The organism is Acidilutibacter cellobiosedens (assembly GCF_004103715.1).
Classification (GTDB): Bacteria; Bacillota; Clostridia; order Tissierellales; family Acidilutibacteraceae; genus Acidilutibacter; species Acidilutibacter cellobiosedens.
This window is the reverse complement of record NZ_CP035282.1, coordinates 1,745,388-1,770,355: the sequence shown is the minus strand read 5'-3', so window position 1 is coordinate 1,770,355 and position 24,968 is coordinate 1,745,388. Positions and strand designations below refer to the sequence as shown.

Annotated in this window: 29 protein-coding genes; all 29 read right to left on the bottom strand. The window is 33.9% G+C overall.

Annotated features, from left to right (window positions below; all coding sequences use genetic code 11):
- Positions 1-3 precede the first annotated feature (3 nt).
- Entirely contained in the window at positions 4-1,101 is a 1,098-nt protein-coding gene (flhB, locus tag EQM13_RS08515) for a flagellar biosynthesis protein FlhB (protein WP_128752448.1), read from the bottom strand.
- Positions 1,098-1,874: a flagellar biosynthetic protein FliR gene (fliR, locus tag EQM13_RS08510; protein ID WP_071138752.1), complete on the bottom strand. Its 777-nt coding sequence runs from the start codon at positions 1,872-1,874 to the stop codon at positions 1,098-1,100. Before fliR ends, flhB begins: the two co-directional genes overlap by 4 nt.
- 13 nt (positions 1,875-1,887) lie before the next feature.
- A complete protein-coding gene (gene fliQ, locus EQM13_RS08505) occupies positions 1,888-2,157 on the bottom strand; it encodes a flagellar biosynthesis protein FliQ (protein ID WP_071138753.1) in 270 nt (89 codons plus the stop codon).
- A 13-nt stretch (positions 2,158-2,170) separates the two neighbouring features.
- Complete coding sequence (fliP, locus tag EQM13_RS08500) at positions 2,171-2,932, bottom strand: flagellar type III secretion system pore protein FliP (protein ID WP_071138754.1); 762 nt, start codon at positions 2,930-2,932, stop codon at positions 2,171-2,173.
- Complete coding sequence (locus EQM13_RS08495; protein WP_071138755.1) at positions 2,913-3,434, bottom strand: FliO/MopB family protein; 522 nt, start codon at positions 3,432-3,434, stop codon at positions 2,913-2,915. Before EQM13_RS08495 ends, fliP begins: the two co-directional genes overlap by 20 nt.
- Positions 3,435-3,437: 3 nt before the next feature.
- On the bottom strand, positions 3,438-3,800 hold the full coding sequence (locus EQM13_RS08490) for a response regulator (RefSeq protein WP_071138756.1): 363 nt from the start codon (positions 3,798-3,800) through the stop codon (positions 3,438-3,440).
- A gap of 29 nt (positions 3,801-3,829) precedes the next feature.
- The gene (fliY, locus tag EQM13_RS08485) at positions 3,830-5,002 is read right to left on the bottom strand and encodes a flagellar motor switch phosphatase FliY (RefSeq protein WP_128752447.1); all 1,173 of its coding nucleotides are present in this window, start codon (positions 5,000-5,002) and stop codon (positions 3,830-3,832) included.
- Positions 4,995-5,990 carry a flagellar motor switch protein FliM gene (gene fliM / locus EQM13_RS08480; protein ID WP_128752446.1) on the bottom strand — a complete coding sequence of 332 codons (996 nt, stop codon included), beginning with the start codon at positions 5,988-5,990 and terminating at the stop codon, positions 4,995-4,997. Before fliM ends, fliY begins: the two co-directional genes overlap by 8 nt.
- Positions 5,991-6,004: 14 nt before the next feature.
- Positions 6,005-6,439 (bottom strand): flagellar basal body-associated FliL family protein, encoded by a 435-nt coding sequence (locus tag EQM13_RS08475; RefSeq protein WP_071138759.1) that lies wholly within the window; start codon positions 6,437-6,439, stop codon positions 6,005-6,007.
- Between the two features lie 12 nt (positions 6,440-6,451).
- Positions 6,452-7,153, bottom strand: coding sequence for an OmpA/MotB family protein (locus EQM13_RS08470; protein ID WP_114217798.1), 702 nt, complete (start codon positions 7,151-7,153; stop codon positions 6,452-6,454).
- On the bottom strand, positions 7,150-7,947 hold the full coding sequence (locus EQM13_RS08465; RefSeq protein WP_071138761.1) for a motility protein A: 798 nt from the start codon (positions 7,945-7,947) through the stop codon (positions 7,150-7,152). Before EQM13_RS08465 ends, EQM13_RS08470 begins: the two co-directional genes overlap by 4 nt.
- Before the next feature lie 6 nt (positions 7,948-7,953).
- Complete coding sequence (locus tag EQM13_RS08460; protein ID WP_071138762.1) at positions 7,954-8,166, bottom strand: flagellar FlbD family protein; 213 nt, start codon at positions 8,164-8,166, stop codon at positions 7,954-7,956.
- 51 nt (positions 8,167-8,217) lie between these two features.
- Positions 8,218-9,660 carry a flagellar hook protein FlgE gene (locus EQM13_RS08455; RefSeq protein ID WP_128752445.1) on the bottom strand — a complete coding sequence of 481 codons (1,443 nt, stop codon included), beginning with the start codon at positions 9,658-9,660 and terminating at the stop codon, positions 8,218-8,220.
- Between the two features lie 77 nt (positions 9,661-9,737).
- On the bottom strand, positions 9,738-10,124 hold the full coding sequence (locus EQM13_RS08450) for a TIGR02530 family flagellar biosynthesis protein (RefSeq protein ID WP_128752444.1): 387 nt from the start codon (positions 10,122-10,124) through the stop codon (positions 9,738-9,740).
- Positions 10,125-10,151: 27 nt separating this feature from the next.
- Positions 10,152-10,541, bottom strand: coding sequence for a flagellar hook assembly protein FlgD (locus EQM13_RS08445; protein ID WP_071138765.1), 390 nt, complete (start codon positions 10,539-10,541; stop codon positions 10,152-10,154).
- Between the two features lie 11 nt (positions 10,542-10,552).
- Complete coding sequence (locus tag EQM13_RS08440; RefSeq protein ID WP_128752443.1) at positions 10,553-11,971, bottom strand: flagellar hook-length control protein FliK; 1,419 nt, start codon at positions 11,969-11,971, stop codon at positions 10,553-10,555.
- A 35-nt stretch (positions 11,972-12,006) separates the two neighbouring features.
- The gene (locus tag EQM13_RS08435) at positions 12,007-13,326 is read right to left on the bottom strand and encodes a MotE family protein (protein ID WP_128752442.1); all 1,320 of its coding nucleotides are present in this window, start codon (positions 13,324-13,326) and stop codon (positions 12,007-12,009) included.
- 10 nt (positions 13,327-13,336) lie between these two features.
- Positions 13,337-13,777 (bottom strand): flagellar export protein FliJ, encoded by a 441-nt coding sequence (fliJ, locus tag EQM13_RS08430; RefSeq protein WP_128752441.1) that lies wholly within the window; start codon positions 13,775-13,777, stop codon positions 13,337-13,339.
- A gap of 11 nt (positions 13,778-13,788) precedes the next feature.
- Complete coding sequence (gene fliI / locus EQM13_RS08425) at positions 13,789-15,129, bottom strand: flagellar protein export ATPase FliI (RefSeq protein WP_071138769.1); 1,341 nt, start codon at positions 15,127-15,129, stop codon at positions 13,789-13,791.
- 5 nt (positions 15,130-15,134) lie between these two features.
- Positions 15,135-15,935 carry a FliH/SctL family protein gene (locus tag EQM13_RS08420; protein ID WP_128752440.1) on the bottom strand — a complete coding sequence of 267 codons (801 nt, stop codon included), beginning with the start codon at positions 15,933-15,935 and terminating at the stop codon, positions 15,135-15,137.
- Positions 15,919-16,923, bottom strand: a complete 1,005-nt coding sequence (gene fliG, locus EQM13_RS08415; protein WP_071138771.1) for a flagellar motor switch protein FliG — start codon at positions 16,921-16,923, stop codon at positions 15,919-15,921. Before fliG ends, EQM13_RS08420 begins: the two co-directional genes overlap by 17 nt.
- An 11-nt stretch (positions 16,924-16,934) precedes the next feature.
- Positions 16,935-18,464 carry a flagellar basal-body MS-ring/collar protein FliF gene (fliF, locus tag EQM13_RS08410; RefSeq protein ID WP_161567205.1) on the bottom strand — a complete coding sequence of 510 codons (1,530 nt, stop codon included), beginning with the start codon at positions 18,462-18,464 and terminating at the stop codon, positions 16,935-16,937.
- A gap of 28 nt (positions 18,465-18,492) precedes the next feature.
- On the bottom strand, positions 18,493-18,798 hold the full coding sequence (gene fliE / locus EQM13_RS08405; protein ID WP_128752438.1) for a flagellar hook-basal body complex protein FliE: 306 nt from the start codon (positions 18,796-18,798) through the stop codon (positions 18,493-18,495).
- An 11-nt stretch (positions 18,799-18,809) separates the two neighbouring features.
- On the bottom strand, positions 18,810-19,259 hold the full coding sequence (gene flgC / locus EQM13_RS08400) for a flagellar basal body rod protein FlgC (RefSeq protein ID WP_071138774.1): 450 nt from the start codon (positions 19,257-19,259) through the stop codon (positions 18,810-18,812).
- Positions 19,259-19,675, bottom strand: a complete 417-nt coding sequence (flgB, locus tag EQM13_RS08395) for a flagellar basal body rod protein FlgB (RefSeq protein WP_114217808.1) — start codon at positions 19,673-19,675, stop codon at positions 19,259-19,261. The genes flgC and flgB overlap by 1 nt, the downstream gene beginning before the upstream one ends.
- A 315-nt stretch (positions 19,676-19,990) precedes the next feature.
- Complete coding sequence (codY, locus tag EQM13_RS08390; RefSeq protein ID WP_071138776.1) at positions 19,991-20,773, bottom strand: GTP-sensing pleiotropic transcriptional regulator CodY; 783 nt, start codon at positions 20,771-20,773, stop codon at positions 19,991-19,993.
- Positions 20,774-20,789: 16 nt separating this feature from the next.
- Positions 20,790-22,190, bottom strand: coding sequence for an ATP-dependent protease ATPase subunit HslU (hslU, locus tag EQM13_RS08385; RefSeq protein WP_128752437.1), 1,401 nt, complete (start codon positions 22,188-22,190; stop codon positions 20,790-20,792).
- A 14-nt stretch (positions 22,191-22,204) separates the two neighbouring features.
- Positions 22,205-22,735 carry an ATP-dependent protease subunit HslV gene (hslV, locus tag EQM13_RS08380; RefSeq protein WP_071138778.1) on the bottom strand — a complete coding sequence of 177 codons (531 nt, stop codon included), beginning with the start codon at positions 22,733-22,735 and terminating at the stop codon, positions 22,205-22,207.
- Between the two features lie 121 nt (positions 22,736-22,856).
- The gene (topA, locus tag EQM13_RS08375; protein ID WP_114217810.1) at positions 22,857-24,941 is read right to left on the bottom strand and encodes a type I DNA topoisomerase; all 2,085 of its coding nucleotides are present in this window, start codon (positions 24,939-24,941) and stop codon (positions 22,857-22,859) included.
- Positions 24,942-24,968 lie beyond the last annotated feature (27 nt).

Sequence of the window (24,968 nt, the reverse complement as noted above, 5' to 3'; positions counted from 1 at the left end):
CTCCTAATACTTATCTTTTAAACTATATACATATGCCAATACTTCAGCTACCGCTTCATACAAATCGTCGGGAATTGTCTCTCCGATTTCCACATTTTCATATATAGTTCTTGCCAAAATTTTGTTCTCTACAATCGGTATATCATTTTCTTTTCCAATCTTTCTTATATTAAAAGCAATATTATCCGCTCCTTTTGCTATCAAATACGGAGCTGAATATTTTTCAGCATCATATTTCAGGGCAACAGAAAGATGGGTAGGATTTGTAATTATAACATCCGCCTTAGGAACTTCCTGCATCATTCTACTCCTGGCAAGCCTCCTCTGAGTCTCCCTTATTTTAGATTTCGTTTGAGGATTTCCTTCCGTCTGCTTATATTCCTCTTTTATTTCTTCCTTACTCATCATCAAATTCTTTTCGTATTCTCTCCATTGATAAAAATAATCAACAAACGCAAGAGCAATTAAAACTCCCGCAATCTTCATTGCAAAATCAAGTATAATACTTGACATACTTTTGATGGCCGGAATCATCTCAAGTCCCGGAAGGTTAATTATGGTGTTTAAATTATTCGATATAAAATTATAAGCCACATATCCTATGATGACTACCTTAATAATAGATTTTAACAACTCCATAATTGCTCTTTTTGAAAATAATCTCTTGAATCCTTCAATAGGATTTATCCTGCTGAGTTTAATCTTCAAAGGCTTTGTCGTAAACAAGAATCCTATCTGAGCATAATTTATTAATAATCCTGATAGAAGAGATATTAAACCTATGGGAAGAATTGCCCCCAAAAATTCAACAATAACTTTTAGAAATCCTACCTTAAAATTTGACTCCAAAAAGATATCAGTAGGATTAGATATTAAAGAAAAAACCTCTTCTAAAAATTCAAGATAATTACTGAATATTCTACCTCCAAAAATTTTAAAACCTATAAAGCATAATAATAAAATAAAGGCGGAAGTGACTTCTCTACTTTGGAGAACTTGCCCTTCTTCTCTTGTATCTCTTCTTTTCTTTGGGGTTGCCTTTTCTGTCTTTTCTCCTTCTGCAAAAAGTTGTAAATCTATAGAAAAAATTCTGCTTCTCATGTTAATAACCTTAAGAATTCATATATACTATTAAACATTTCTTCAAATACATTGTTTGATATAACCCCAAATAATGGTAATGTCACCATAACTACCACAAGACCTATAACAATCTTTAGCGGCATTCCTACAACAAATACATTCATCTGAGGCATAGTTCTTGAAAGAACCCCCATAAGAATATCAATTAATAAAATAGTAGTAATCACAGGAATGCTCAATCTAAACCCTATCGAAAAACTTTTGGACACAATATCAGCCATGAAAAAAGCAATATTTTTATCTATTGTAAATTTACCAATTGGTGCAAGCTTATAACTATCCACCAATGCCTTTATCAAAAGATGATGTCCGTTTATAGTCAAAAATATTAAAAATGACATTATATAATAAAAATTACCCATAACAGGTATTTGCGTATTAAACTGAGGATCAAGAACATTTACCATGGCAAATCCCGTTTCCATATCGATAATCTGCCCCAATACATAAAAGGTTGAAAAAAAAACATAACTTATAAACCCTATGATAAGTCCTATAGACAGTTCCTTAATTATCAAAACAACATAATTAGCCCCCTTTAAATTTAAAGAATTGATATTCAGTACATTCATAACAATAATAGAAAGCATAAAGTTAAAACCTATTTTAACAATATTTGGTACATTCTTAGAGCTAAAAAAAGGAGAGAAAATAAATATTCCTGAAAGCCTTATAAAGATTAACAAAAAAATCTCCCATTTACTAAGTACCATATTTAAAATTTCTTCCATAATTAACACCTGTCTATTGTATATAAGAATTAATATTTGTAAGCAGCCCCGAAGTAAATTCCGTCAGAACTTTCAATATCCAAGGTCCAAATATTACAAGAGCTAAAAGTACGGCTATTATCTTAGGAACAAAAGCTAAAGTGGATTCCTGAATTTGAGTTACCGCCTGAAATATACTTATAACAAGACCTACTGCCAAACTAAAGATCAGCATTGGAGCTGATGCCGTTAAAATAGTTCTAATAGCACTTTGTGCAATTTTAATTATATCTCCTTCACTCATACCGCCACCTCCATTATTTGAATCCTAAAACCATAGCTTTAGATATTAAATTCCACCCGTCAACTAAAATAAACAATAATATTTTAAACGGAAATGAAATTATAACAGGGGGAAGCATCATCATCCCCATTGACATTAAAGTACTTGATACTATCATATCTATTACAAGAAACGGCACATATATAATAAATCCTATTTGAAAAGCAGTTTTCAATTCACTTATAATAAAAGCCGGAATCAGCACATAATTAGGTATGGCATCCAAGTTCTTAACATTAGAAATATTTTTAATGTTCATAAAAAGAGATAAGTCTTTATCCCTCGTCTGCTTGAACATAAATTCTCTTACGGGAGCCATCGCTTTTTTCAAAGCCTCTTCCTGATTTATTTCCTCCTTTAAAAAAGGCTGCAAAGCTTCGCTGTTAATTTGTTTACCAACAGGAGCCATGACAAACATCGTTAAGCACAATGCCAACCCGATTAAAACCTGACTGGGAGGAGTCTGCTGCAAACCTAAGGCATTCCTTATAAAAGAAAGTATAATTATAATCCTGGTAAAGCTTGTCATCATTATCAGTATCGATGGTGCCAAAGATAATACCGTCAATAGAAGAAGTAACTTTATAGAAGATACATAATCTTGAGGAGTACCTCCATCCTCTATTTTGATATTTTTCCCAAATAATGATACCCCAGATTGTGCATAAACTCCACTGCTAAATATCATACTTATAATAAAGATTAAAATTAACAAATTAACTGTTCTTTTTGTCATCTTTTTCATCCCTACACTCATTTGAATTAACTTCATTTGACCTTTTCATTTTTAATTTGTCTTTTATTTTTCCAAGATCTTTTAACGCCAAAATTGAATTATACTTTTTCAAGTAGTCCGTAAAATTCTTTTCATCCGATTCTTCATATATAGGAAATTCATCCTCATTAATTTTATCTATAAGTGTAAAGCCGTTATTTCCTACACCCATAATATAAATTTTGTCATTCACCTTCATGACTATCAATTTAACATTTGTTCCCAAGCTTACCGTATCAATTATTTCCATATACTTACTTTTAAAAAATGATTTAGATCTTTTCCCAACAAGCTTTGTCCCGTAAAAACATAGTACTATAACTGCGATAAAGATTAAAAGATACAAAATCATTTTAATAAATAATTTTAAAAAACTTTCTTCACCGCCATTTCCTTCTGCATAAGCAAAGGAATTAAATACTGTAATCAAAAAGATAAATATTCCTCCAAAATATTTTCCCATATTTTAGCTTAATACCTTCTTTACAGCTTCTATTACTCTATCTGCTTGGAATGGCTTAACAATAAAATCCTTTGCTCCCGCCTGTATTGCTTCAATTACCATAGCTTGTTGTCCCATTGCTGAACACATAACTATTTTAGCGTTCCCGTCAATTTTTCTTATTGCCTTCACAGCTTGAATTCCATCTACCTCAGGCATGGTGATGTCCATGATAACAAGAGAGGGCTTTAATTCATTATACTTTTCTACAGCTTTCATCCCGTTTTCCGCCTCTCCCAAAACTGTAAATCCATTTTTAGTTAAAATATCTTTTATCATCATTCTCATAAAAGATGCATCATCTACGATCAGTATTCCATCAGCCATATGTATATCCTCCTTAAATTCTTATTAAATTAATTATCCTCTTTATATGAATTTGATATATCGGTTATCCTTATCCCAAAATTATCATCTATAACCACAACTTCACCCTTAGCAATAAATTTTCCGTTTGCATAAACATCTAATGGTTCCCCTACAAGTTTATCCAATTCAACAATAGTACCTACGCCATATTCCAATATCTCTTTAATTTTTTTAGCTGTCCTTCCCAGTTCTGCGGTTATTTCAACGGGAATATCTCCTACTAAATCTATACTTTCATTGTGTAAGTTTTCCTTCTTGGGCTCAACATCAAAAGCCTCAAACTTAGGTTTTTTTACAATAACACTTTTATCTGTCTCTATATTTTTGTTTTCGTGTAAATGCTTCTCTTTTTTCTCTTCCTTTCTTTCCTCCTTTTTTACCTTTGAATCAAACATTTTATCCAAATCATCTTCTTTTTCATATTCGTAAGATAAAGAAGAGTCATCGGTTGAATTGGCAGAAACAACTTCTTCCTCCGATTCAACTTGAGAATCTTGTCCCATTAACTTTGACACTAACTCCTTTGCAAACCCTACTGGAATAAGTTGCATGATATTACTGTTTATAATATCTCCCACTGTCATCTTAAAAGATATCTTAACAATTGAATCGGCATTTTTCAATACATCTAACTCATCTTTTGCCTTTTCAAATGTTATCTCCGTGGATTTTGGAGGCTCAATATCTATCTTTCTTGAAAACATCTCCGAAAGAGACGTACATGCGGTCCCCATCATCTGATTCATAGCTTCGCTTACAGCAGATAAATCCATTTCTGTCAGTTCTCTGTTTAAATCAAAAGTTTCTTTTCCTAACATTAGATCAGTTATGATTTTTACATCATCCGTCTTTAATATTAATACATTTGACCCTTCCAGTCCAGTTTTATATTTTACATCTATAGCAACAAAGGGAATTGTATACTCATCGGCAAGAATATTGATATTCTCCACGGAAACTTGGGGTATCGTAATACTTACCCTCTGTTTTAATAAAGTAGATAAAGCAGTTGCCGCCGAACCCATACTGATATTACCAATCTCTCCCAGCGCATCTCTTTCCACTTCACTGATTTCCTCATTTAAATCCGTTAAATTATCTTCCGTTGTTCCCTTTAATAATGCGTCTATCTCTTCTTGAGAAAGCATATCATTAGCCATATATATTTTCACCTTCCTCTATTATCTTATTAATTTTTATTGCCATCTTATTATTCTTAGTTCCAAGTTTACCTAAAAATTTAACAAAGGGACCTATTTTGACCTTTATATTTTCATTATTACTCTTATCAAACCCTATTACATCTCCCTCAGTTAAATTGACAATATCACTGATCTTAACTCTCGTATTCCCCAGTTCGGCTGTTATGGGAACTATCGTATCCAAGATCCTATCTTTAATTAATTTTTCGTCTTCTTCGGAAACATCCTTTTTGGAAGTCGAAAACCAATATTTTGTGCTAAGTTTATCCAATATAGGCTCTATGACTATATATGGAATACAAACATTTATCATTCCTTCTACCTTTCCCACTTCAATATTCAATGTTATCAAAGCAACAGTTTCGTTAGGAGGTACTATCTGAGCAAACTGAGAATTAGTTTCAATCTTTTCTAAGGACGGTTCCAAATCAATTACATTACTCCATGCTTCCTTAATAAAATCATTTAGTTTTGACATTATTACAGTTAATAGCGATAATTCAATTTCCGTAAATCCTCTGGATTCATATTTTCCATCTCCATCTCCTCCCAAGAGTCTGTCAATCATTGTATATACAATATTAGTAGATATATCAATTACTATCTGGCCATCCAAAGGGTTAAAATTAATAATGGTTAGAAAAGCCGGATTGGAAATCGCATTGTTGAATTCACTGTAGGCATATTGATCCACAGTCATAATACCTATCTTAACAGGCGCTCTTAAGTAGCCGGATAGAAAAGTCTGCAATAGCCTACTAAAATTCTCATGGATTATTTCTAAAGTTCTCAATTGATCCTTTGCAATTTTCTGAGGATTTTTAAAATCATACTTTTTAACTTTTTTAGAACCCTTCTCTTCTTTCATATCCTGGACATTTGCTTCACCTGAGCTAATAGCTTGAAGTAGGGCATCTATTTCATTTTGAGACAATACTTCTGGCAATTGTGCTACCTCCCCTACTGAATAATCATTTCATCGAAATAAACATTTGTGATACTTTCGTCATCGAATATTTTTACCAAACTGTTCTTTATTTCCTTCTGAAGATTGGTCAGCCCTTCGCTTCCCTGAAGTTCTTCTTCTGTTTTATTTCTGATTATTTTGTTTATATCATCTTTTATTAAAAATTGTTTATTTTCCAATTCCGTTTTGCTGTCTTCATCGATCAGTTCTATTGTCACCTTAAGGCTGAGCACTTTTTTACTGTCTTTTATATTACAATATATACTATCTAAAGATAAATAATATTTTTCAACTTTCTCCTTCTTCTTATTATTTTCAAAAAAAGTAAAGCCCCCTTTATTAAACACATATCCCGCTATTGTTCCGGCAAGTCCAAGTATAATTATAACAACAACTACCACAATTAGTATTACTTTCTTAGTACTCACTTTATCACTCCTTTACTTAGGTTCATTTTTTTGAGAAGACTCTCTGAGTATTACAATATCAACCCTTCTGTTTTTAGCTTTATTTGCTTTAGTATCATTTGGCGCTATGGGTCTGTAATAGCTGTATCCGGATGAAGATATCCTGTTTCCTTCAATATTTTCAACTTCAACTAAATATCTTAATACATTGGTCGCTCTTATTGCAGATAATTCCCAGTTAGTAGGATACTCATTAGAATGTACAATTGGATCCGAATCCGTATGGCCTTCAATTTTAATCTGCATACTTTTAAACTCAGATTTCTTAAGTATCTCCGCTAAATAATGGAGGATATTCTTTGATTTTGGTTTTATATCAGCCTTTCCCGAGTCAAAAAATACACTGTCCTTAAACCTTATGACAAGTCCTCTTTCTTCCAAATCCATCGTAATTTCATCGGAAAGTCCCTTCTCATCAGTATATTCTTCCAAAATATCCCTAATTCTTTCTAACTCATCTTCGTCCAATCCCAAATCTTCAATATTGACATTACTTCCGTTTCCCGAACTTTCACCAGGTCTAAAGGACTGAACCATAGTATCAAACTTTGCTTTATCTACATTGGAAAAAGCATATATTGCCACAAAGAAACAGAGTAAAAGTGTTATCATATCAGCATATGTATTAAGCCAGGAAGATGTATTTACATTATCCGCTTCTCTCTTCTTTCTCATATAACTCCCTCTCTTCTAAGCTGTTCTTGTTCTCTGTAATTTTTTCTCATTTGGGGAGATACAAAGGTCTTCAACTTTTCTTCTATTATCCTTGGGTTTTCTCCGGCCTGTATTGCCAACAATCCTTCTATTATCAGTTCCTTAACCAGCACCTCCTTGTTTCCTACAATTTTCAATTTATTAGCCATCGGTAAAAAAACGACATTTGCTAAAATGGACCCATAATAAGTCGTTACCAACGCTACAGACATTTGAGGTCCTACAGTACTGGGATCACTTAAGGTTCTCAACATGTTTATAAGTCCTACAAGAGTTCCTATCATACCAAAAGCAGGTGCAAAAGTTGCTGCCGACTCCAACATTCTCTGACCTTCAGCATGTCTGTCTTCAAGAAATGTAAGCTCTGTTTCCATTATATTTCTTACCAATTCAGGATCGGTACCATCTACTATCAGCAGAATTCCTTTTTTAAGAAAATCATCATTAATCTTCTCTCCATATTCCTCCAAAGAAAGCAAGCCTTCTTTACGTGCAACGTTGGCAAGATTAATTATCTCTTCTATTATTTTATTAGGGCTGAAGTCCTTTTCTTTAAATGCATTTCTAATTACATTTCCCAAATTTAGAAAACTTTTAAGAGGATAGCTCATAAGAGTGGAAGCCAAAGTACCTCCTAATGTAATTATTATGGATGGAATATTTATATATGAGGCTATAACACCTCCGGATGAGTAAACTCCATATATAGTAAAAAATATTCCTGCAAGAAGTCCCACTACAGTTGCTATATCCAAAATTTATTACACCTCTTTTCCTTGCTCAATTTTATGATAATCATTAATTCTTCCTTTAAAAGCTATAATTTTTTTAATCACTTCATCAATACTTTCAGCGACCACTATTTTTTTCCCCGTAGTAAGAGTTATGACTGTATCAGGAGTTGATTCGATAAATTCAATTAAATCACAATTAACAATAAACTCTTTTCCGTTTAATCTTTTAACTTCTATCATTACATCTTCCACCTTTTTTTGCTGGGCAGCTAAACTGCCCAGCTTTTAATATTATCTTTTCATATTTACAAGTTCCTGAAGCATCTCATCGGAAGTCGTTATAATCCTTGAATTTGCTTGAAATCCTCTTTCAGTAGTAATCATCTCCGTAAACTCCATAGAAATATCTACGTTGGACATCTCCAAAGAACCTGATTTTGTCGACCCATAACCACTGGCGCCAGGTTTCCCTACCTGAGGCTCTCCGGAATTTCTTGTATCCGTAAATAAATTTCCTCCGAGTTTTTGAAGCCCCATGGAGTTATCAAATTTAGCCAAAATCAACTGCCCCAAAGTCTTTTTTTCGCCGTTGCTGAATTGCCCTACAACTTCCCCATTAGGGGAAATAGAAAATCCTTCTATTACTCCGGCTGTATTTCCTTCCAAAATCTTAGGCTTTGCGGAAGTATCATCGGCATATTGATGCAATTGTGAAAGGTCCACATTTATTATGTTGTTGTATCCTCCGCTTTCATTTCTCTCTCCGAATCCTGTTTCATCGTCTTTTATTTTAATCTGTAAACTTCCTCCCGTAGTCAATTTTCCGTCAGAGCTAAAGACTATGTCTTTAAATCCTTTAGATTCATCGACAGGGGTAATTTCTTTTCCGTCTCCTCCTTCCGGCTTTATAGAAAGTATCCTGTACTGCCATTCACCGGAAAGATGCCCTAAATCAGCCAATGCTTCCTCTTTGGTATCATATTCACCGGTCCCGATTTCCTCCGGCCAATTACCTTTACCATCAAAAAATCCTTCCTTTATCTTCTTTGAAATTTCAAACTCAACTTTATATCCGTTTCCCAAGCTGTCTCTGATTATAGTATCGGTTTTATATATCCCGTCATTATTTAAAACCAATTTGTACTTTTTACCGCTTGCATCTTGAGTCTCAACAGCCTCATAGGGCAAATCCATCCTTGAATCCAAATTACCGTCAAACTGAATATTCCTTGTAGTTGTAGGTGCCACGGTTTCAGAGCGGTTTACAACTATGGGGCGGATCTCCGACGTAATGTTCCCGTCTTCGTCGGCACCGTAGCCTAATACCTTATATCCGTCGGCCGTAACCAAATTTCCTGCCCTGTCAAATGTAAAATTCCCCGCTCTTGTATAATATCTGTTTTCAAAATTAGTATCATCCGTCACCACAAAAAATCCTTCACCGTCAATCATTACATCTGTAGGACTGTCGGTAGCCTGAGTATTTCCCTGAGTTTGAATGGTATTTATCGAACCTATGCCAACTCCAAGCCCTACCTGCTGAGGATTCGTACCTCCCTTTCCGTCCTGAGGTGCTCCTGCTCCTCTGACAAGCTGATTTAACAAATCCTGAAAAGCCACCTGACTCTTTTTATATCCCACAGTATTTATATTGGCTATATTGTTTCCTATAACATCCATCTTCGTCTGATGTGCCCTAAGCCCTGAAACTGCGGAGTACATTGACCTCATCATAATACATTCCTCCTATTTTTTAAGAACGGACTATATCCTCTGTCGTTCAGATATAATAGCCTCCTTAATAGGTCCGGCTATATTATTACCGCTCCGTCTATATTTGTAAAAACATTATCTCTTAATCCTTCTCTGTCAACAGTTGTAATAATAGTTCTATTTTTAATGCTCGCTATAAATGCCTTATCTCCCATTAGAATCAAAGCATCCTTTACTCCTTTTTTCTCAGCTTTTTCCACTGCTTTGTTAAGCTTGTCCGTTTCGTCCGTACTTAATTCTATTTTTCTTCCGTCCATTCTTTCCAAGGCATGTTTGGAAAATTTAATTTCTTCCTGATTAGCCTTAATCCTATCTAATATATGTTGGAAATTTTTATTTTCTACATTTACATTTCCCTTAGAGATATTTTGGGGAGAATTAGTTATAATCCTACTTTCCAACTGTTTAACATTTATTTCTTCCATAATAACAGCTCCTAATAAAACATGATTTTAACCTTCTGTTGAATCTTTTTGAGATTCGTCTCCTCCGTAGGCTTCCATCGCTTTTTTTATATTTATTATTTCTTTGAGTATTTCAATGTTTGCATCAATCTGATTATTATTCATATTTTCAAGAGATTCCACTATTTCATCCTTTGCGGAATTAAAATTGGTATTTAAATTATTCATCTGCTCCAAGGAAGAAAATTGTGCGAGCTGAGCCAACATGTCCTTATCTTCCATGGGATTTAAAGGATCCTGATGAGACATTTGCGTCATTAAAAGCCTTAAAAAAGCATCCTTATCCAACGAATTACTTTTTTCTGTTTGTTCGGTTTGTTCTTTTTCATCTTTGAACCAATATACCGGTTCATTGTTATTTACACCATCAACTGCCATTTTTACACCTCCTATGCCATTAAATCAAGTTTTCCGACTTCCGTATTCGATAAATTCTCAACGAACATAGAAGCATCATAATTACCAATTCCTTCTAAATTAACATTCTTCATTTTTACTTTTTTATTTCTCTTATTGCTGAAGAAATTATTTTTGCCTTCTTTTTCAAAATCACTGTTATTCCCTACATATACACTAAATGTTTTTATATCCAGTCCTTGCTCTTTCAGCCCTTCCTGCAGCTGGTTTATATTCATTTCCAGTAACTCCTTGGTTCTAAAATTATCCACTACAGCTCTTGCTATGACAACTCCTTTCTCTACCTCTACTTTCAGAACCAATTCCCCCAGTATCTCGGGCTTAAGCTTTATTCTTACTTCCTGCTTGCCTTCGTTGCCGTCATTTACTAAAATCTTGATTTTTTCTGCTACCTGCTCTATTATGTTTTCTTTGTTCACTTGGGGAATATCACTTTTAAAAACAGCGGATTCCTTTGAAACGGTATTATCATTTTTAATTAAACTTAAAAATGATTCTCCCTTTGATTCTTTAATATTTGCTTCCTCTTCTGCCCCATCTTTGCTTTGATTATTTTCTTCCGACATTTCCATCTTTGACGAATTTTCCGTTTCCGGCTGCCTGTTAACTTCTTGGGATGCCTTTAACTGATTTTCATCTGCTTTTGTCGAATTGTTTAATAATTCTTTATCATTGTCTCCGGAAGTTTCCCCATTTTTCACATCATAACGGCTGTTAAAAATTGATTTGTTATTTGCCGATTCATTGCTTTTCTCAGCCGTGGTATTATCCTTCACAATTTCTCCCTTTAGTGATTTTAACATTAAATCCAAATTATTCAGATCATCTTTCAAAAGAATGTCTTCATCAGTATTCTTTATTGCCTTTATGCTGTCCATCAGCTCTCCGAATTTTTCTATTTTATCTTGGATAAGTCCCAAAATATTGCTCTCTTCTTCCGGCTTTAAGTTAACAACCATATCTTGGATATCCTCTATAATTTTCTTGCATTCCTTTAATGCATCTTTCGTGGATGAATCATCAAGTTTACCTGTATCGATATCTTCCAAAATACTGATAATATTTTGAAGAACAGAAAGAACAATGTCCTTATTCGTTAAAGTCTCATCCTCAGTTTCTTCATTATCTTCCAAAGGTTCGGCATCTTCAATTTTAGTATCCTCCTTAATGTCATTAATGCCATTTTTCTCAATGCTTTCTTTAGGATCTACTTTTGAAATTACTTTACTCTTGGAATCATTGCTTTCTTTATCTTCTATTCCATATTTGGATTTAACTTCATTCAACAGTTTATCAAACTGTGAATTTATTCCGTGTTTTGTGTCTACCTTTCCTTTATTGGACACCACAGCTGTTCCTATATCAAAGATTTTTAAATTTAATTCCTGCACTTTCTCACCTCCTTTCAATGTTAGATAATTATATTTTAAGGTTTAGCCAGCATTTGAGTAAGTTCCGCAGCGTTTTTCGCACTCATCGAACCCAGTATTTCAGATACTGCAGACTTTTTCATCTTTCCAAGTACATCCAATACTATTGTGGAATCCGATATTTCAAATACAGGAGTTGAATCAACTTCAAACTTGGTAACTGTTTTATTATTCCCCATCATACTTTCTAAAATATTTCCTACATCTGAAGGATCCATTTTCTTATATACTTCCACCAATTCATCAATTTTTTTATTGTATTCACTGATAAATTTAATTCCTTCGCTCATTTTTTCAGCAACGTTTTGTTCTCTTCTTTGAAGTTGTTCTTCTTTCCTTACAGCCGATAAAATATCCTTCATAAAGTCTTCGTCTTCCACTCTTGACAGTATATCCGATGATTTTTTAATACTTAAATTTAAATAAATATCAGCCAGTTCTTCAATAGAATAAGTGTCTGTATTTCCTATTTCCTTTACACACACATCAACAGGTCGTAATTCATACAGCTTTGACAAATCTGCATATTTATTTTTATCAGTTTCTTCTTTCAGCATCAAGCTCTCAAGCTCACCTCTGCTTTTTTGATCCAATCCCGAAAGAATCTCATTTCTTATTCCTTCGTCTATATAATATAATATCTCTCCCGCTTTATCCTCGTCCATATATTTAAGCATTTGAGGAAGCTTTCCTGCAAAATCTCCATCCTCTTTGCATCTTCTCTCAATTTCGTTTATAGCTAAATATGTATCCATATCTTCGAATCTTGATATTTCATCCTCTAATTGACTTTTTTCATCTTTTCGTATTTCATCATATATCGAAGAAAGGGAATTCTTTCTTAGATCCATATTCCTTATCAGCTTAAGTATACTCTCCGTTCCGGCAGAGGAAACATCATTCATTGTCTTGATAATATCATTAAATAATCCTTCATTATCCTTTTTAACTACATATAATTTATCGGCAGCCCTGTCAGCTTCAAGAGACAAATAATAATTCGCCATATATTTTCTCATCTCTTCTTTATTTTCTTCCGTAGGCTGATCTCCAAAATGAGAACCTATAAACTCCGGAACATTACTCAAAGCACCGTTGACTTTTGTCTTAAATGTCTTGTTGTTGAAATATATTAAAACACCGGACACTAAAAATATTATTATAAATATCATAACTAATATTAAAACAATTCTTTTTTTGCCTTTTTTCTTGTTTTCTTCATTATTCTTTTCATTTACTGCATGCTCTGCGTTCTGCCTATATTTTTTTATATTTTGTTTGCTTTTTTCGTTTTTTATTTTCCCTGCCTTTTCCATTATAGTCCCCCTATCCTCGGGCGTTGGATCTGTAGCTGACCAAATTATCGACAATTTTGTCCTCCGATAATTTTTCTAAATACAGATATTCTTCATGTTTATTTTCTTTTAGCCTTTCAAATATCTTCTTCTCTTTAGAAGCTTCAACAAGTTCTTCCTTTGACTTGTCCACATCTATTCTTTTATTAACTACCACATTTTCCTGCTTTTCAATTTTGTTCTTAAGATCATTTAGATATTTACTGTAAAGTTGCATATTTCCTATTTTAGTATTAGCAACTTCCTCATTTTTCTTTGTTTTCATATCTTCCTTATGGTCATAATATCCATTTAGTATATCTTCTTCTTTATTCAGTTCTTCTTTTAATTTACCATAATTCGCTTTTTTAACAGTTTCCACAGTTGACTTATAATTCAGCACCTTATCAAATTTAAAATTAAACTTTTCCATATGCTTCACCTCTATACATGTTTAAGCTCATTTATTCTTTTGCTTATATTTAAAATCATTTCTTTAACATCAGAAAAAGTATAATTTTTCAACGTTTCTTGGGTAAGAAAATTGTTAATGTCATCAATAAGTTCAATTGCTATATCTATCTTTTTATTTGAACCTCTTTTATAAGCTCCGATATTTATTAAATCTTCGGCTTCTTTATATGTAGCTAACACATCCTTTATTTCATTAGCTCCCTGCATATGTTCTTTATCCACTATATTGGGCATTACTCTGCTTATACTTGCTAATATATCAATAGCAGGATAATGGTTTTGATTCGCCAATTTCCTTGACAAAACAATATGTCCGTCTAATATCCCTCTGACTGCGTCAGTTACAGGTTCATTCAAATCATCTCCGTCTACAAGGACAGTATATAATCCCGTTATCGTCCCTTTATCGGAAGTACCTGTACGCTCCAACAGTCTCGGAAGAACAGCAAACACGGATGGAGTAAACCCTCTGGTCACAGGAGGTTCTCCTGTTGCCAATCCGATTTCTCTTTGTGCCATTGCAAATCTTGTAAGAGAATCCATAAGAAGCATTACATTTTTTCCTTTATCTCTGAAATATTCCGCAATAGCCGTTGTAACCATTGCCCCTTTTACCCTTATAAGTGCAGGCTGATCCGATGTAGATACTACAACTACCGATTTTTTAAGACCTTCCTCCTTCAAATCATGTTCAATAAATTCTCTCACCTCTCTGCCTCTTTCACCTATAAGTCCTATAACATTTATATCAGCAGTGCTGTTTCTCGAAATCATTCCCATAAGAGTACTCTTTCCGACACCGCTTCCTGAAAATATTCCGATTCTTTGACCTTTACCGCAAGTTAATAATCCGTCAATCGCTTTTACTCCAAGAGGGAGAGGTTCTGATATAACCTTTCTTGTCAGAGGATTGGGAGGACTGCTATTAGCGGAATTATACTTTAAAGTTTTTATAGGACCCTTTCCGTCAATCGGATTTCCCAATCCGTCTATTACTCTTCCAACCAATTCATCTCCTACATTTACCCTTAAAGAATTTCCGCTTGATACTACTGTACTTCCCGATGCTATTCCTTCCATCATCCCCAAGGGCATCAGAAGTATTTTATCTTCCTTAAATCCCACTACTTCAGCCAATACTGGAGTACTTTGGTTATGAGGGTATATATAGCATAACTCTCCCATGCTCACCATAGGCCCGGTAGATTCTATGGTAAGACCTGTAACCTTAGTTATATTTCCCGAGTACTTAGTAAAATTTTTTTCTTCAACAGCCTTTATATACTTTTTTATATCTACCTTATCTATCATTCATATCACTCGCTACTTAAAATATTATTTAATAATTTTTTTACTTCATTTATTTGATTTGTAAGACTTACATCGACACTTCCCTTGGACGTTTCTATAATACAGTCTCCTTTACCAAGATTGCTGTCGACTTTTACTTCCATTTCGTCAACAAGGCTTGCTCTGGATAATATATTTGCTTTAGACATTTCCACTATGTCATAATCATATTTGGAAACTATTACTGTAATATTTGCTACAGGCTTTAAACTTTCAATACCTTTTAAAACAAGGGATACAATCTGCTCTTTATTTTCATCCATTCTTTCGTACAATATCTTTTCACATATATTGATTACAAGGGATATTACATCTTTTTCTATGTCTTTATAGATAGAATCTCTTTTGTTTAAATAACCATTTTTTATCTCAAGAGCCTCTTGGATTAAAATATCGGATTTTCTTTTCCCCTCTCCGTATCCTTCATCAAACCCTTTTTTTGCTCCTTCTTCGTACCCCTTGTTTGTTCCCTCTTTATATCCCTTTTCATATCCTTCTTCCTTGCTCTCCTCGAGTATTTTTTTTGCTCTTTCGTAAGTATCATTTAAATAGTTTTCATTATCTCTGTTTGCCTTTTCTAAAATTGATTGAGCTTTTTCTTCAGCATCGTTAACAATGATGCGATATTGCCTTTTAGCCTCCTTCAAAAGAACTTTTCTATCGGCAAGGTTTTTATCCCTATCGTCTTGAGAAACAATATTTTCTTCATCTAACTCTTCTTTTTCAATTATCCGAAAAGATTTTATAATTTTAGGCAATAATTTCATCTCCTCCCCTTGGAGTAATTATTTCGCCTTCCTCTTCTAATTTTCTTATCACATTAACTATATTCTGTTGAGCCTCTTCTATATCTCTCAGCCTTACAGGTCCCATAAAATCAATATCTTCTTTTATCATCTCAACAAGTCTCTTAGACATATTGGAAAATATAACTTCTTTTACATCCTGACTTGAACCTTTAAGAGCAATAGACCATTGGCTATTTTCAACCTCTCTGACAACTCTTTGAATACTCTTGCTGTCAAGAGAAATGATATCTTCAAATACAAACATTCTCTTTCTTATTTCTTCGCTTAATTCTGCATCTTTAACATCCATCTCTTCCATAATATTCTTTTCGGTTCCTCTATCCACAGAATTCAAAATATCAACAACTGTTTGTATTCCCCCTGTCGCAGCAAAATCTTGAGATATCATACTCGAGAATTTACTTTCCAATACTTTTTCTACCTTCTTTACTATTTCGGGGGAAGTGCTATCCATGATAGCAATCCTCCTTGTAACTTCAGATTGTTTTTCCTGAGGCAAATTTGACAAAATTTGCGCTGCCTGACTTGGCGATAAATAGGATAAAATCAGGGCAATAGTTTGGGGATGCTCATTTTGTATATAGTTTAACAGCTGGTTAATATCCGTTTTTTTGATAAACTCAAAAGGTCTCACCTGTAATGAGGAAGTAAGCTTGGATATAATATCCGTTGCCTTATCAGAACCTAATGCTCTTTCCAAGATATCCTTCGCATAATTTATTCCGCCTTCTGAAATATACTCCTGTGCTAAACAAAGTTGATAAAAATCCTCTATTACCTCTTCCTTTTCTTCAGGGGATACCTTTCCTATGTTTGCTATTTCCAGAGTAAGTTCTTCCATTTCATCTTCGTCCAAATGCTTGAATATATCCGCTGAGCGCTGAGGCCCTAATGCAATTAGTAGTATAGCCGCCTTTTCTTTGCCTGTAAATTGTTTCTTTGGCATAAATGTCACTCCTATTCATTCAGCCATGTTCTCAATAGCTGCGCTACTGCATCTGGCTTCTTTTCAATAAACTTGTCAATTTGAGTTTTCATATCGGATTCTTTCTTATCAAAATCAATTTCCTCTGAAGGTTTCACTTCAGTATCTTCCTTTTCTAACTCATTTTCCTCTTCTAATTCATCTAACTCCATTTCCTCTTCTTTTTGCTTTCTCTTTCTATAAATCAAAAATCCGCCGGCTCCCGCAGCTGCCAAAGCACCTATTATCAGCCATAATAAAAGATGTGAATTTCCCTTATTTAACTCAGTGTTATCAGAACCCGAACTGAAGTTTTCAGCGCTAACTTGTACCTGTTTTGTATCTATTCCGGTAGCAGCATAAACCAATTTGGATATTTCATTCTTTTTTTCTTCAGTCATTTCTCCACTAGATAGTGCATTTTTATTTATAAGAACTGCCACAGTCACTCCTTCTACCTGTCCCGGAGTCTTTCTTATTTCCTTATTTATTTCATTTAATTCATAATTAATAGTCCGGCTTGCCTTATTATATTTACCATTTTGGTCTTCAGGCATCTGATAATCGGGGGGATTCTCTTCCGTTCCCGGAACCCCTTCGGCTTCGTCTCCAACCATATTCTCCTCTATTTCTTCCATACTTCTTACAAGTCCCTCTTCGCTTCCTTCAACAGGCGGAGAAAATTCAGTTATCTTACTATTTTCAACATCAAAATTAATTTTAAAACTGCTTCTTACGTCTACATTCCCATATCCGAACATATTCTCCAAGAAATTTCTAATACTTTCATTAGTTTTATTTTCAAGATTCTGTTGTATTGCATATTGATCACTCGTATCAGAACTCTGACCGTTTTCCTCATCTAAAAGCTGTCCCTGATCATCAACAAGAGAAACATTTTCGGGATTCATATTAACAGAACCTGCTACCAAATTTTTAATAGCTGTAATTTTTTCTTGTGACAAAGGAGTACTATCGCTTTTTTTCAAAAATACCGAAGCAGTAGTTTCTTGTTTATTATCTTCTACTACAAAGCCACTATCTTCTTTTTCATCTATGTACACCGTGGCACTCTCTACTCCGTCTATCTCAGATATGGTTGAAGCCAATTCATTCTGCAGTGCATACTTCATTCGTTCCTTTTTCTCATATTCAGTCATAGTCCAACTTGAATCATTAAAAGCATCGGTAAAATTATATCCTTCCTTCGGTAAACCGTAAGACGCCAATTCTATTTTTACCTTGTTTTTCATGCCTTTCGGGACAAGAATCGTTGTTTCTTTATCTCCGGTTTTCCATTCTATATTCAATTCATCAAGTTTCTTAGTAACTTCTCCCAAATCCTTTAAAGAAAGATCATCATATAATACCTCATATTTAGTTCTGGTAAAAATCAATACTAAGATTACAATACCTAAGATTACCAATAAAGCACTGATTCCTATCTTGATTTTTTTTTTCTTATCTGTTTTCTGCCAAAATTCAGTTAACTGATTCCTGACTTTTTGTATAGTTTCTCCCACCAAATCACCTCATTTCTTGCTACAAATATTATATTTGAATCCTCATGATTTCCTTATATGCCTCTACTACTTTATTTCTGACACTTAAAAGTAAATCCAAAGCTGTTCCTGCTTTTTCGGCTGCAATGGATACATCATGAAGGTTATCCAACTCTCCTGTGGCCGATAATTTCTTATATTCTTCTGATTGAACTTGTAAATCATTGACTTTATCCAAAGCATCTTTTAAATAATCTCCAAAGGAAATATCTTTATTATCATTTTTACTGTCATTTACTTCATCAGTATTATTAAGAAACGTATTATTAATTAAATCAATCGAATTTACTCCCATTTTTCTTCCCCCTATTCTTTCCCGATTTCCAATGCTTTCATCAACATTGTTTTAGTGGAATTCATCGCAGTAATATTTGCTTCATAAGCTCTTTGGGCATCTATCATATCTACCATTTCATTTATGACTTCCACATTCGGCATCTTCACATATCCATCTTCATCCGCCTCCGGGTTTCCCGGATCATAAACGAGTTTAAACGGGGTTGTATCTTCCACAATCTTACTTATTTTAACTCCTCCGTCGCTGTTTTCTGCTTTTTCATCACTAAATTTCGAAAGATATTCTGAAAACGGAGTATTTCTTATTTCCTTAAATACCGCCATCTGCCTCCTGTAAGGCATGCCGCCTGCCGCTTGAGTAGTTTCGGCATTGGCAATATTCTTTGTTATTACATCTATTCTTGTTTTTTGTGCGGTTAACGCTGATGCACTAACATTGATCGAATCAAACACTCCCATTAGTATTTACTCCCTTCGCTTATTACTTTTTTTATTTTTGTATATTCATCACTTATTTGATCAAGTAAATTGCTATACAGTATCTCATTCTTCGATAACTCCGCTTCTTCTGTATCAATATTTACGTTATTGCCGTCAAAACGATATGATGTATCTTCATCCCTGTATACTTTTACGCCTTCGCCTTCTCTTGTGTATCCGTTATAGGGTATATGTTTTTCATCCGTAGTTGTAAGTTTCATCTTTTTATAATTTTCGGAAGCATTTTTCAAACAAGTTTGAAAATCCACATCCACCCTTTTATAATTCGGAGTACTACTGTTGGCAATATTTTGAGTTATCGCCTTATTTCTTAACCAAGATCCATCCAATGCCGTCTTTAAATAATCTGAATTTGAAAATAATTTTTCTAACACAATATCACCTCTGATAGATTAGATGTAAAATACATCTTTATTCTTCATTTTACCACATTTTTCACCAATATTATCATGAATATTTTATGAAATAAAACATTTTTCGATAAAAAATCAACTTTTTTTACTTTTATATTTTTATATTCTTCATATTCTTCAAAACTCCTTCATAATGTCAAAAATATTACATGATATTTACCAAGATGGTACGTTAGACCCAGCAAAGTTCCAATATATCTGGGAATTTATTCCTAAGCAGTCAATCTATTTTATTACCTATAAATCCAATAAAAAAAATAGTAGGTTTTTCACCTACTATTGTGTTACTTTTTTTAATTCTTCTATTAATTTGTCATTTAATATTTTTATATGAGTACCTTTCATTCCAAGGGATCTCGATTCAATTACCCCTGCACTTTCAAATTTCCTTAGTGCATTAACTATTACGGAACGGGTAATCCCTACTCTATCCGCAATTTTACTTGCTACAAGAAGGCCCTCATCTCCATCTAATTCATTAAATATATGTTCTACGGCCTCAAGTTCCGAATATGACAAAGTTCCGATTGCCATCTGTACAACTGCTTGCTTTCTTGCTTCTTCTTCTACTTCGTCATTTTTGGATCTTAATATCTCCGTTCCCACAACTGTAGCACTGTATTCTCCCAGTACCAGATCATCCTCTGTAAACTCTTTCCCGTATCTTGATAGCACCAACGTTCCGAGCCTTACTCCACCGCTGTTAATAGGAATAATTGTAACTATTTTATCCGGATAATTACACTTGGATACTTGGTCAAAAACACATTCCGAAATTTCTTTAACATTCTCTTTAGTTTCTACTACTCTCAATAAGTCATCGTTATACTTATCCGGAAATTTTTTACCTTTTACCACTTCGTTTTCAATTATATCACAGTCATATCCGGAAATCAGCTCATATCCTAACACTCTTCCCTTCCTGCTGGCTATATATACATTCGCATCCAATATATCACTCAATATCTTGCTCAACTCCGGAAATGATACTGGCTTAGACCCTGAATTCTGTATGGATTTATTCAATCTTCTGGTTTTTTGCAATAAACTTTCACTCATATTTATATCCTCCTCATCATAATATATACTTTGATACGTCTTTTTCTTGTATCTCATTTATAAGTTTTTCCTTCACATATCTTTTGTCTATTACTATCTTTTTTTCCTTTATATCCGGGGCGTCAAAAGATATATCCTCAAGTAATTTCTCTAAAACCGTATATAGTCTTCTTGCTCCGATATTTTCAAATTGTTCATTGGATATAAAGGCGACCCTTGCGATTTCCTTCAACGCACCGTCCGTAAATGACAAATCTATCCCTTCTGTTTTAAAAAGCAATTCATATTGTTTCGTCAAGGCATTTTTAGGAGCGGTCAATATTTCTTCAAAATTCTTTTCAGTCAAACTTTCCAATTCTACTCTAATAGGAAATCTTCCCTGAAGTTCAGGAATCAAATCACTTACCTTGGATACATGAAATGCTCCTGCTGCAATAAACAAAATATGATCGGTCTTGACGGGGCCATACTTAGTAACAACAGTACTTCCCTCTATAATAGGGAGTATATCCCTCTGGACTCCCTCCCTCGACACATCGGGACCGGAATCATATCCCTTTCCTGCAATTTTGTCAATTTCATCAATAAATATTATGCCATTCTCCTGAGCACTTTTTATCCCGGAATCAATAACTTCGTCCATATCTATCAATTTCTGCGCTTCCTGAGACCCTATAATCTTTCTTGCTTCTTTAATAGTAACCTTTCTTTTCTTAGTTTTCTTTGGAACCAAATCTCCAAATACATCATTCATATTTATATTTAACTCTTCCATTCCAAGTCCGCTAAAAAATCCAATGGACGAATTAGGACTCTCCTCTACTTCAATTTCTATTATTTTATCATCTAACTCCCCATTTCTTAACTTTTCCCTGACTTCATTTCTTCTGATTTGTATATTATTATCCTCTTCATTATCGCTCTTACCTTCGCTACCTTCTTTTTCTTCAGTATTGCCGAATATTATATTCAAAGGATTAATATTGCTTCCCTTTCTTCTCCTGGAAGGAATTAATAATTCAACTATTTTTTCATCAGCTAAAATTTTTCCTTTATCATAAACTTGTTCAATTTTTTTATTCTTGATTATTCTAATAGCTTCTTCCACTAAATCTCTTATCAGAGAATCAACATCTCTTCCCACATACCCTACTTCGGTAAATTTCGTTGCTTCAGCCTTAATAAAGGGAGAATCAACCAATTTAGCAAGCCTTCTGGCAATTTCGGTCTTTCCCACTCCCGTAGGACCAATCATCAAAATGTTTTTAGGCTTAACTTCATTTCTAAATTCCTCATCGAGCAAATTTCTTCTATATCTGCTTCTCAAGGCTATAGCTACGGCTTTTTTCGCCTTCTCTTGCCCTATAATATACTTATCTAATTCTTCCACTATTTCCTTAGGCGTTAACTCTGCCATTTAAATCACACTCCTTAAAGAACTTCAACGGATATATTATCGTTAGTGTAAACACATATGGTGGATGCAATTTGTAGAGATTCTTTGACTATGTCTTCAATGTCCATTTCAGTATGTTTCAGTAAAGCCTTTCCAGCCGCCAAAGCATAATTCCCTCCTGAACCAATACTTGCAATTCCATCATCAGGTTCAATAACTTCTCCGCTTCCAGAAACAATCAGAAGATTTTCATTATCTCCCGCTATAAGCATGGCTTCAAGTTTTCTTAATACCTTATCCCTTCTCCATTCCTTTGCCAACTCTACGGCAGCTCTTAACAGATTCCCTCCATACTGTTCCAACTTTTCTTCCAACATTTCAGCTAAGGTCATAGCATCTGCAACAGATCCTGCAAACCCAATAACCACTTTATTATTATATATCTTTCTAACCTTTTTTGCGGTACTTTTCATTATGGTATGTTCACCTGCTGTCACTTGTCCATCACCAGCTATAGCTATTTTCCCATTTTTTCGTATTGCTATGATAGTAGTTCCTCTAAGCATTTAAATCCACTCTCCTATAAATTCTCTGCAAACAAATGAAATGGTATCATACTTTCATTAAAATATCAAGAAGAAAATAAAATATTTTCAGAATATTTTATTTTCTTCTTGATAGATTTAATTATTTATTGTTTTCATGACGAACATAATCACAGTCTTTATTTATGCATTTTATTAAAATTCCATTTTTATTTTTTTTCTGTACAAGCACACTCCCGCATTTAGGACATTTTTCGTTTATCGGTTCATCCCAAGATAAAAAATTACAATTGGGAAAGTTGCTGCAGCCATAAAAAGTTCTCCCTTTTTTGGATCTTCTCCTCACTATTTTCCCTCCGCAAAGAGGACAGGAAACATTTATTTCCTTAACCAAAGGCTTTGTATTTTTACATTCGGGATACCCGGGACAAGCTAAAAATTTTCCGTATCTTCCATGTTTTATAACCATATTTCTCCCGCATTTTTCACATTTAATATCCGTTTCCTCATCTTTAATTTCAATTTCAGCCATTTCCTTTTCCGCTACATCCAAAGATACTTTAAATTCTTTATAAAAATCCTCTACAAGCTTCTTCCATTTATAATTTCCTTCTGCTATTTTATCCAGCTTTTCTTCCATATCGGCAGTAAATTCCTCATTAATTATGTCTTTAAAGAACTCTTTCATTAAATCATTAACAAGTATTCCAAGTTCCGTAGGCTTAAAATATTTTCTCTCAAGTATTACATATTCCCTGCTTAATATAGTACTTATTATGGGAGAATATGTACTCGGTCTTCCTATCCCTAATTCTTCCATAGTCTTTATAAGAGTTGCTTCCGTATATTGAGCCGGAGGTTGAGTAAAATGCTGATTTGGTAAAATTTCTTTAACATTAAGCCTTTCTCCCTCATCTAAAGGTGGTATATTAGTATCTCTTTCTTTCTCATCTATACTTTCATAAAGTTTTAAAAAACCATCGAATTTTAATATAGATCCGGCAGCTTTAAATATATAGTTACCGCAATTTATCTTAACGGACAATGTATTATATAAAGCCGCACTCATCTGGCTTGAAACAAATCTGTTCCATATCATCTTATATAATTTATATTGGTCAGCCGTTAAGGAGTCCTTAATAGTGTTGGGCGTTCTCAAAATATGTGTAGGCCTTATGCTTTCATGTGCATCCTGGACCTCTTTTGAATTTTTATGGAATCTTCTTCCTCCCGAACTATATTCTTTCCCATATTCCTTTACAATATAATCATCAGCGGATTTAATAGCTTCTTCGGATATCCTTGTGGAATCCGTTCTCATATAAGTTATAAGCCCTACAAATCCTTCTCCTTTAATTTCAATTCCTTCATACAATTGCTGAGCTATTATCATGGCTTTTTTAGTGGAAAATCCCAGTTTCTTAGTTGCATCCTGCTGCAAGGTACTTGTTATATAAGGAGGATAGGGATTTCTTTTTTTGGTACCAGCCTTGATTTCTTTTACATAGAATTCGTCTTTTTTCAATTCCTTTAGAATATTATCCGTTTCTTCCTTGTTCTTTAACTCTAATTTTCTTTCCTTTCCGTCTTTCAATTCTCCATAAAAATTTGCCTCAAAAGAATCCTTCCCCTTTAGAAATATCGCTTTAATTGTCCAGTATTCCTGAGGAATAAATCCCTTTATCTCCTTTTCTCTGTCACATATTAATTTTACAGCTACGGATTGAACTCTTCCTGCACTTAATCCTTTCCTTATCTTCTTCCAAAGAAGAGGACTTATTTTATATCCTACCAATCTATCCAATATCCTTCTTGCCTGCTGGGCATCAACCAGGTCTATATTAATAGGTCTTGGCTTTTTGACGGATTGCTGAATAGCCGATTTGGTTATTTCATTAAATTCTATTCTAACAGGTTCTTTTTCATCTATATTAAGTAAATGAGCCAGATGCCACGATATAGCTTCTCCTTCTCTGTCCGGGTCCGTCGCAAGATAGATATTGTCGGATTTTTTGGCTTCATCTTTCAATTCTTTTATTATTGGCCCCTTCCCTCTGATAGTTATATATTTAGGCTCAAAATTATTTTCAATATCAACTCCCAGATCGCTTTTAGGCAGATCTCTGACATGGCCTACAGATGCCTTTACCTTATAGTTCTTCCCCAAAAACTTTCCTATGGTCTTTGCCTTTGCAGGAGATTCAACTATCACTAGATTCTTTTGCAATGTTTAACACCTCCGTATATTTTAATC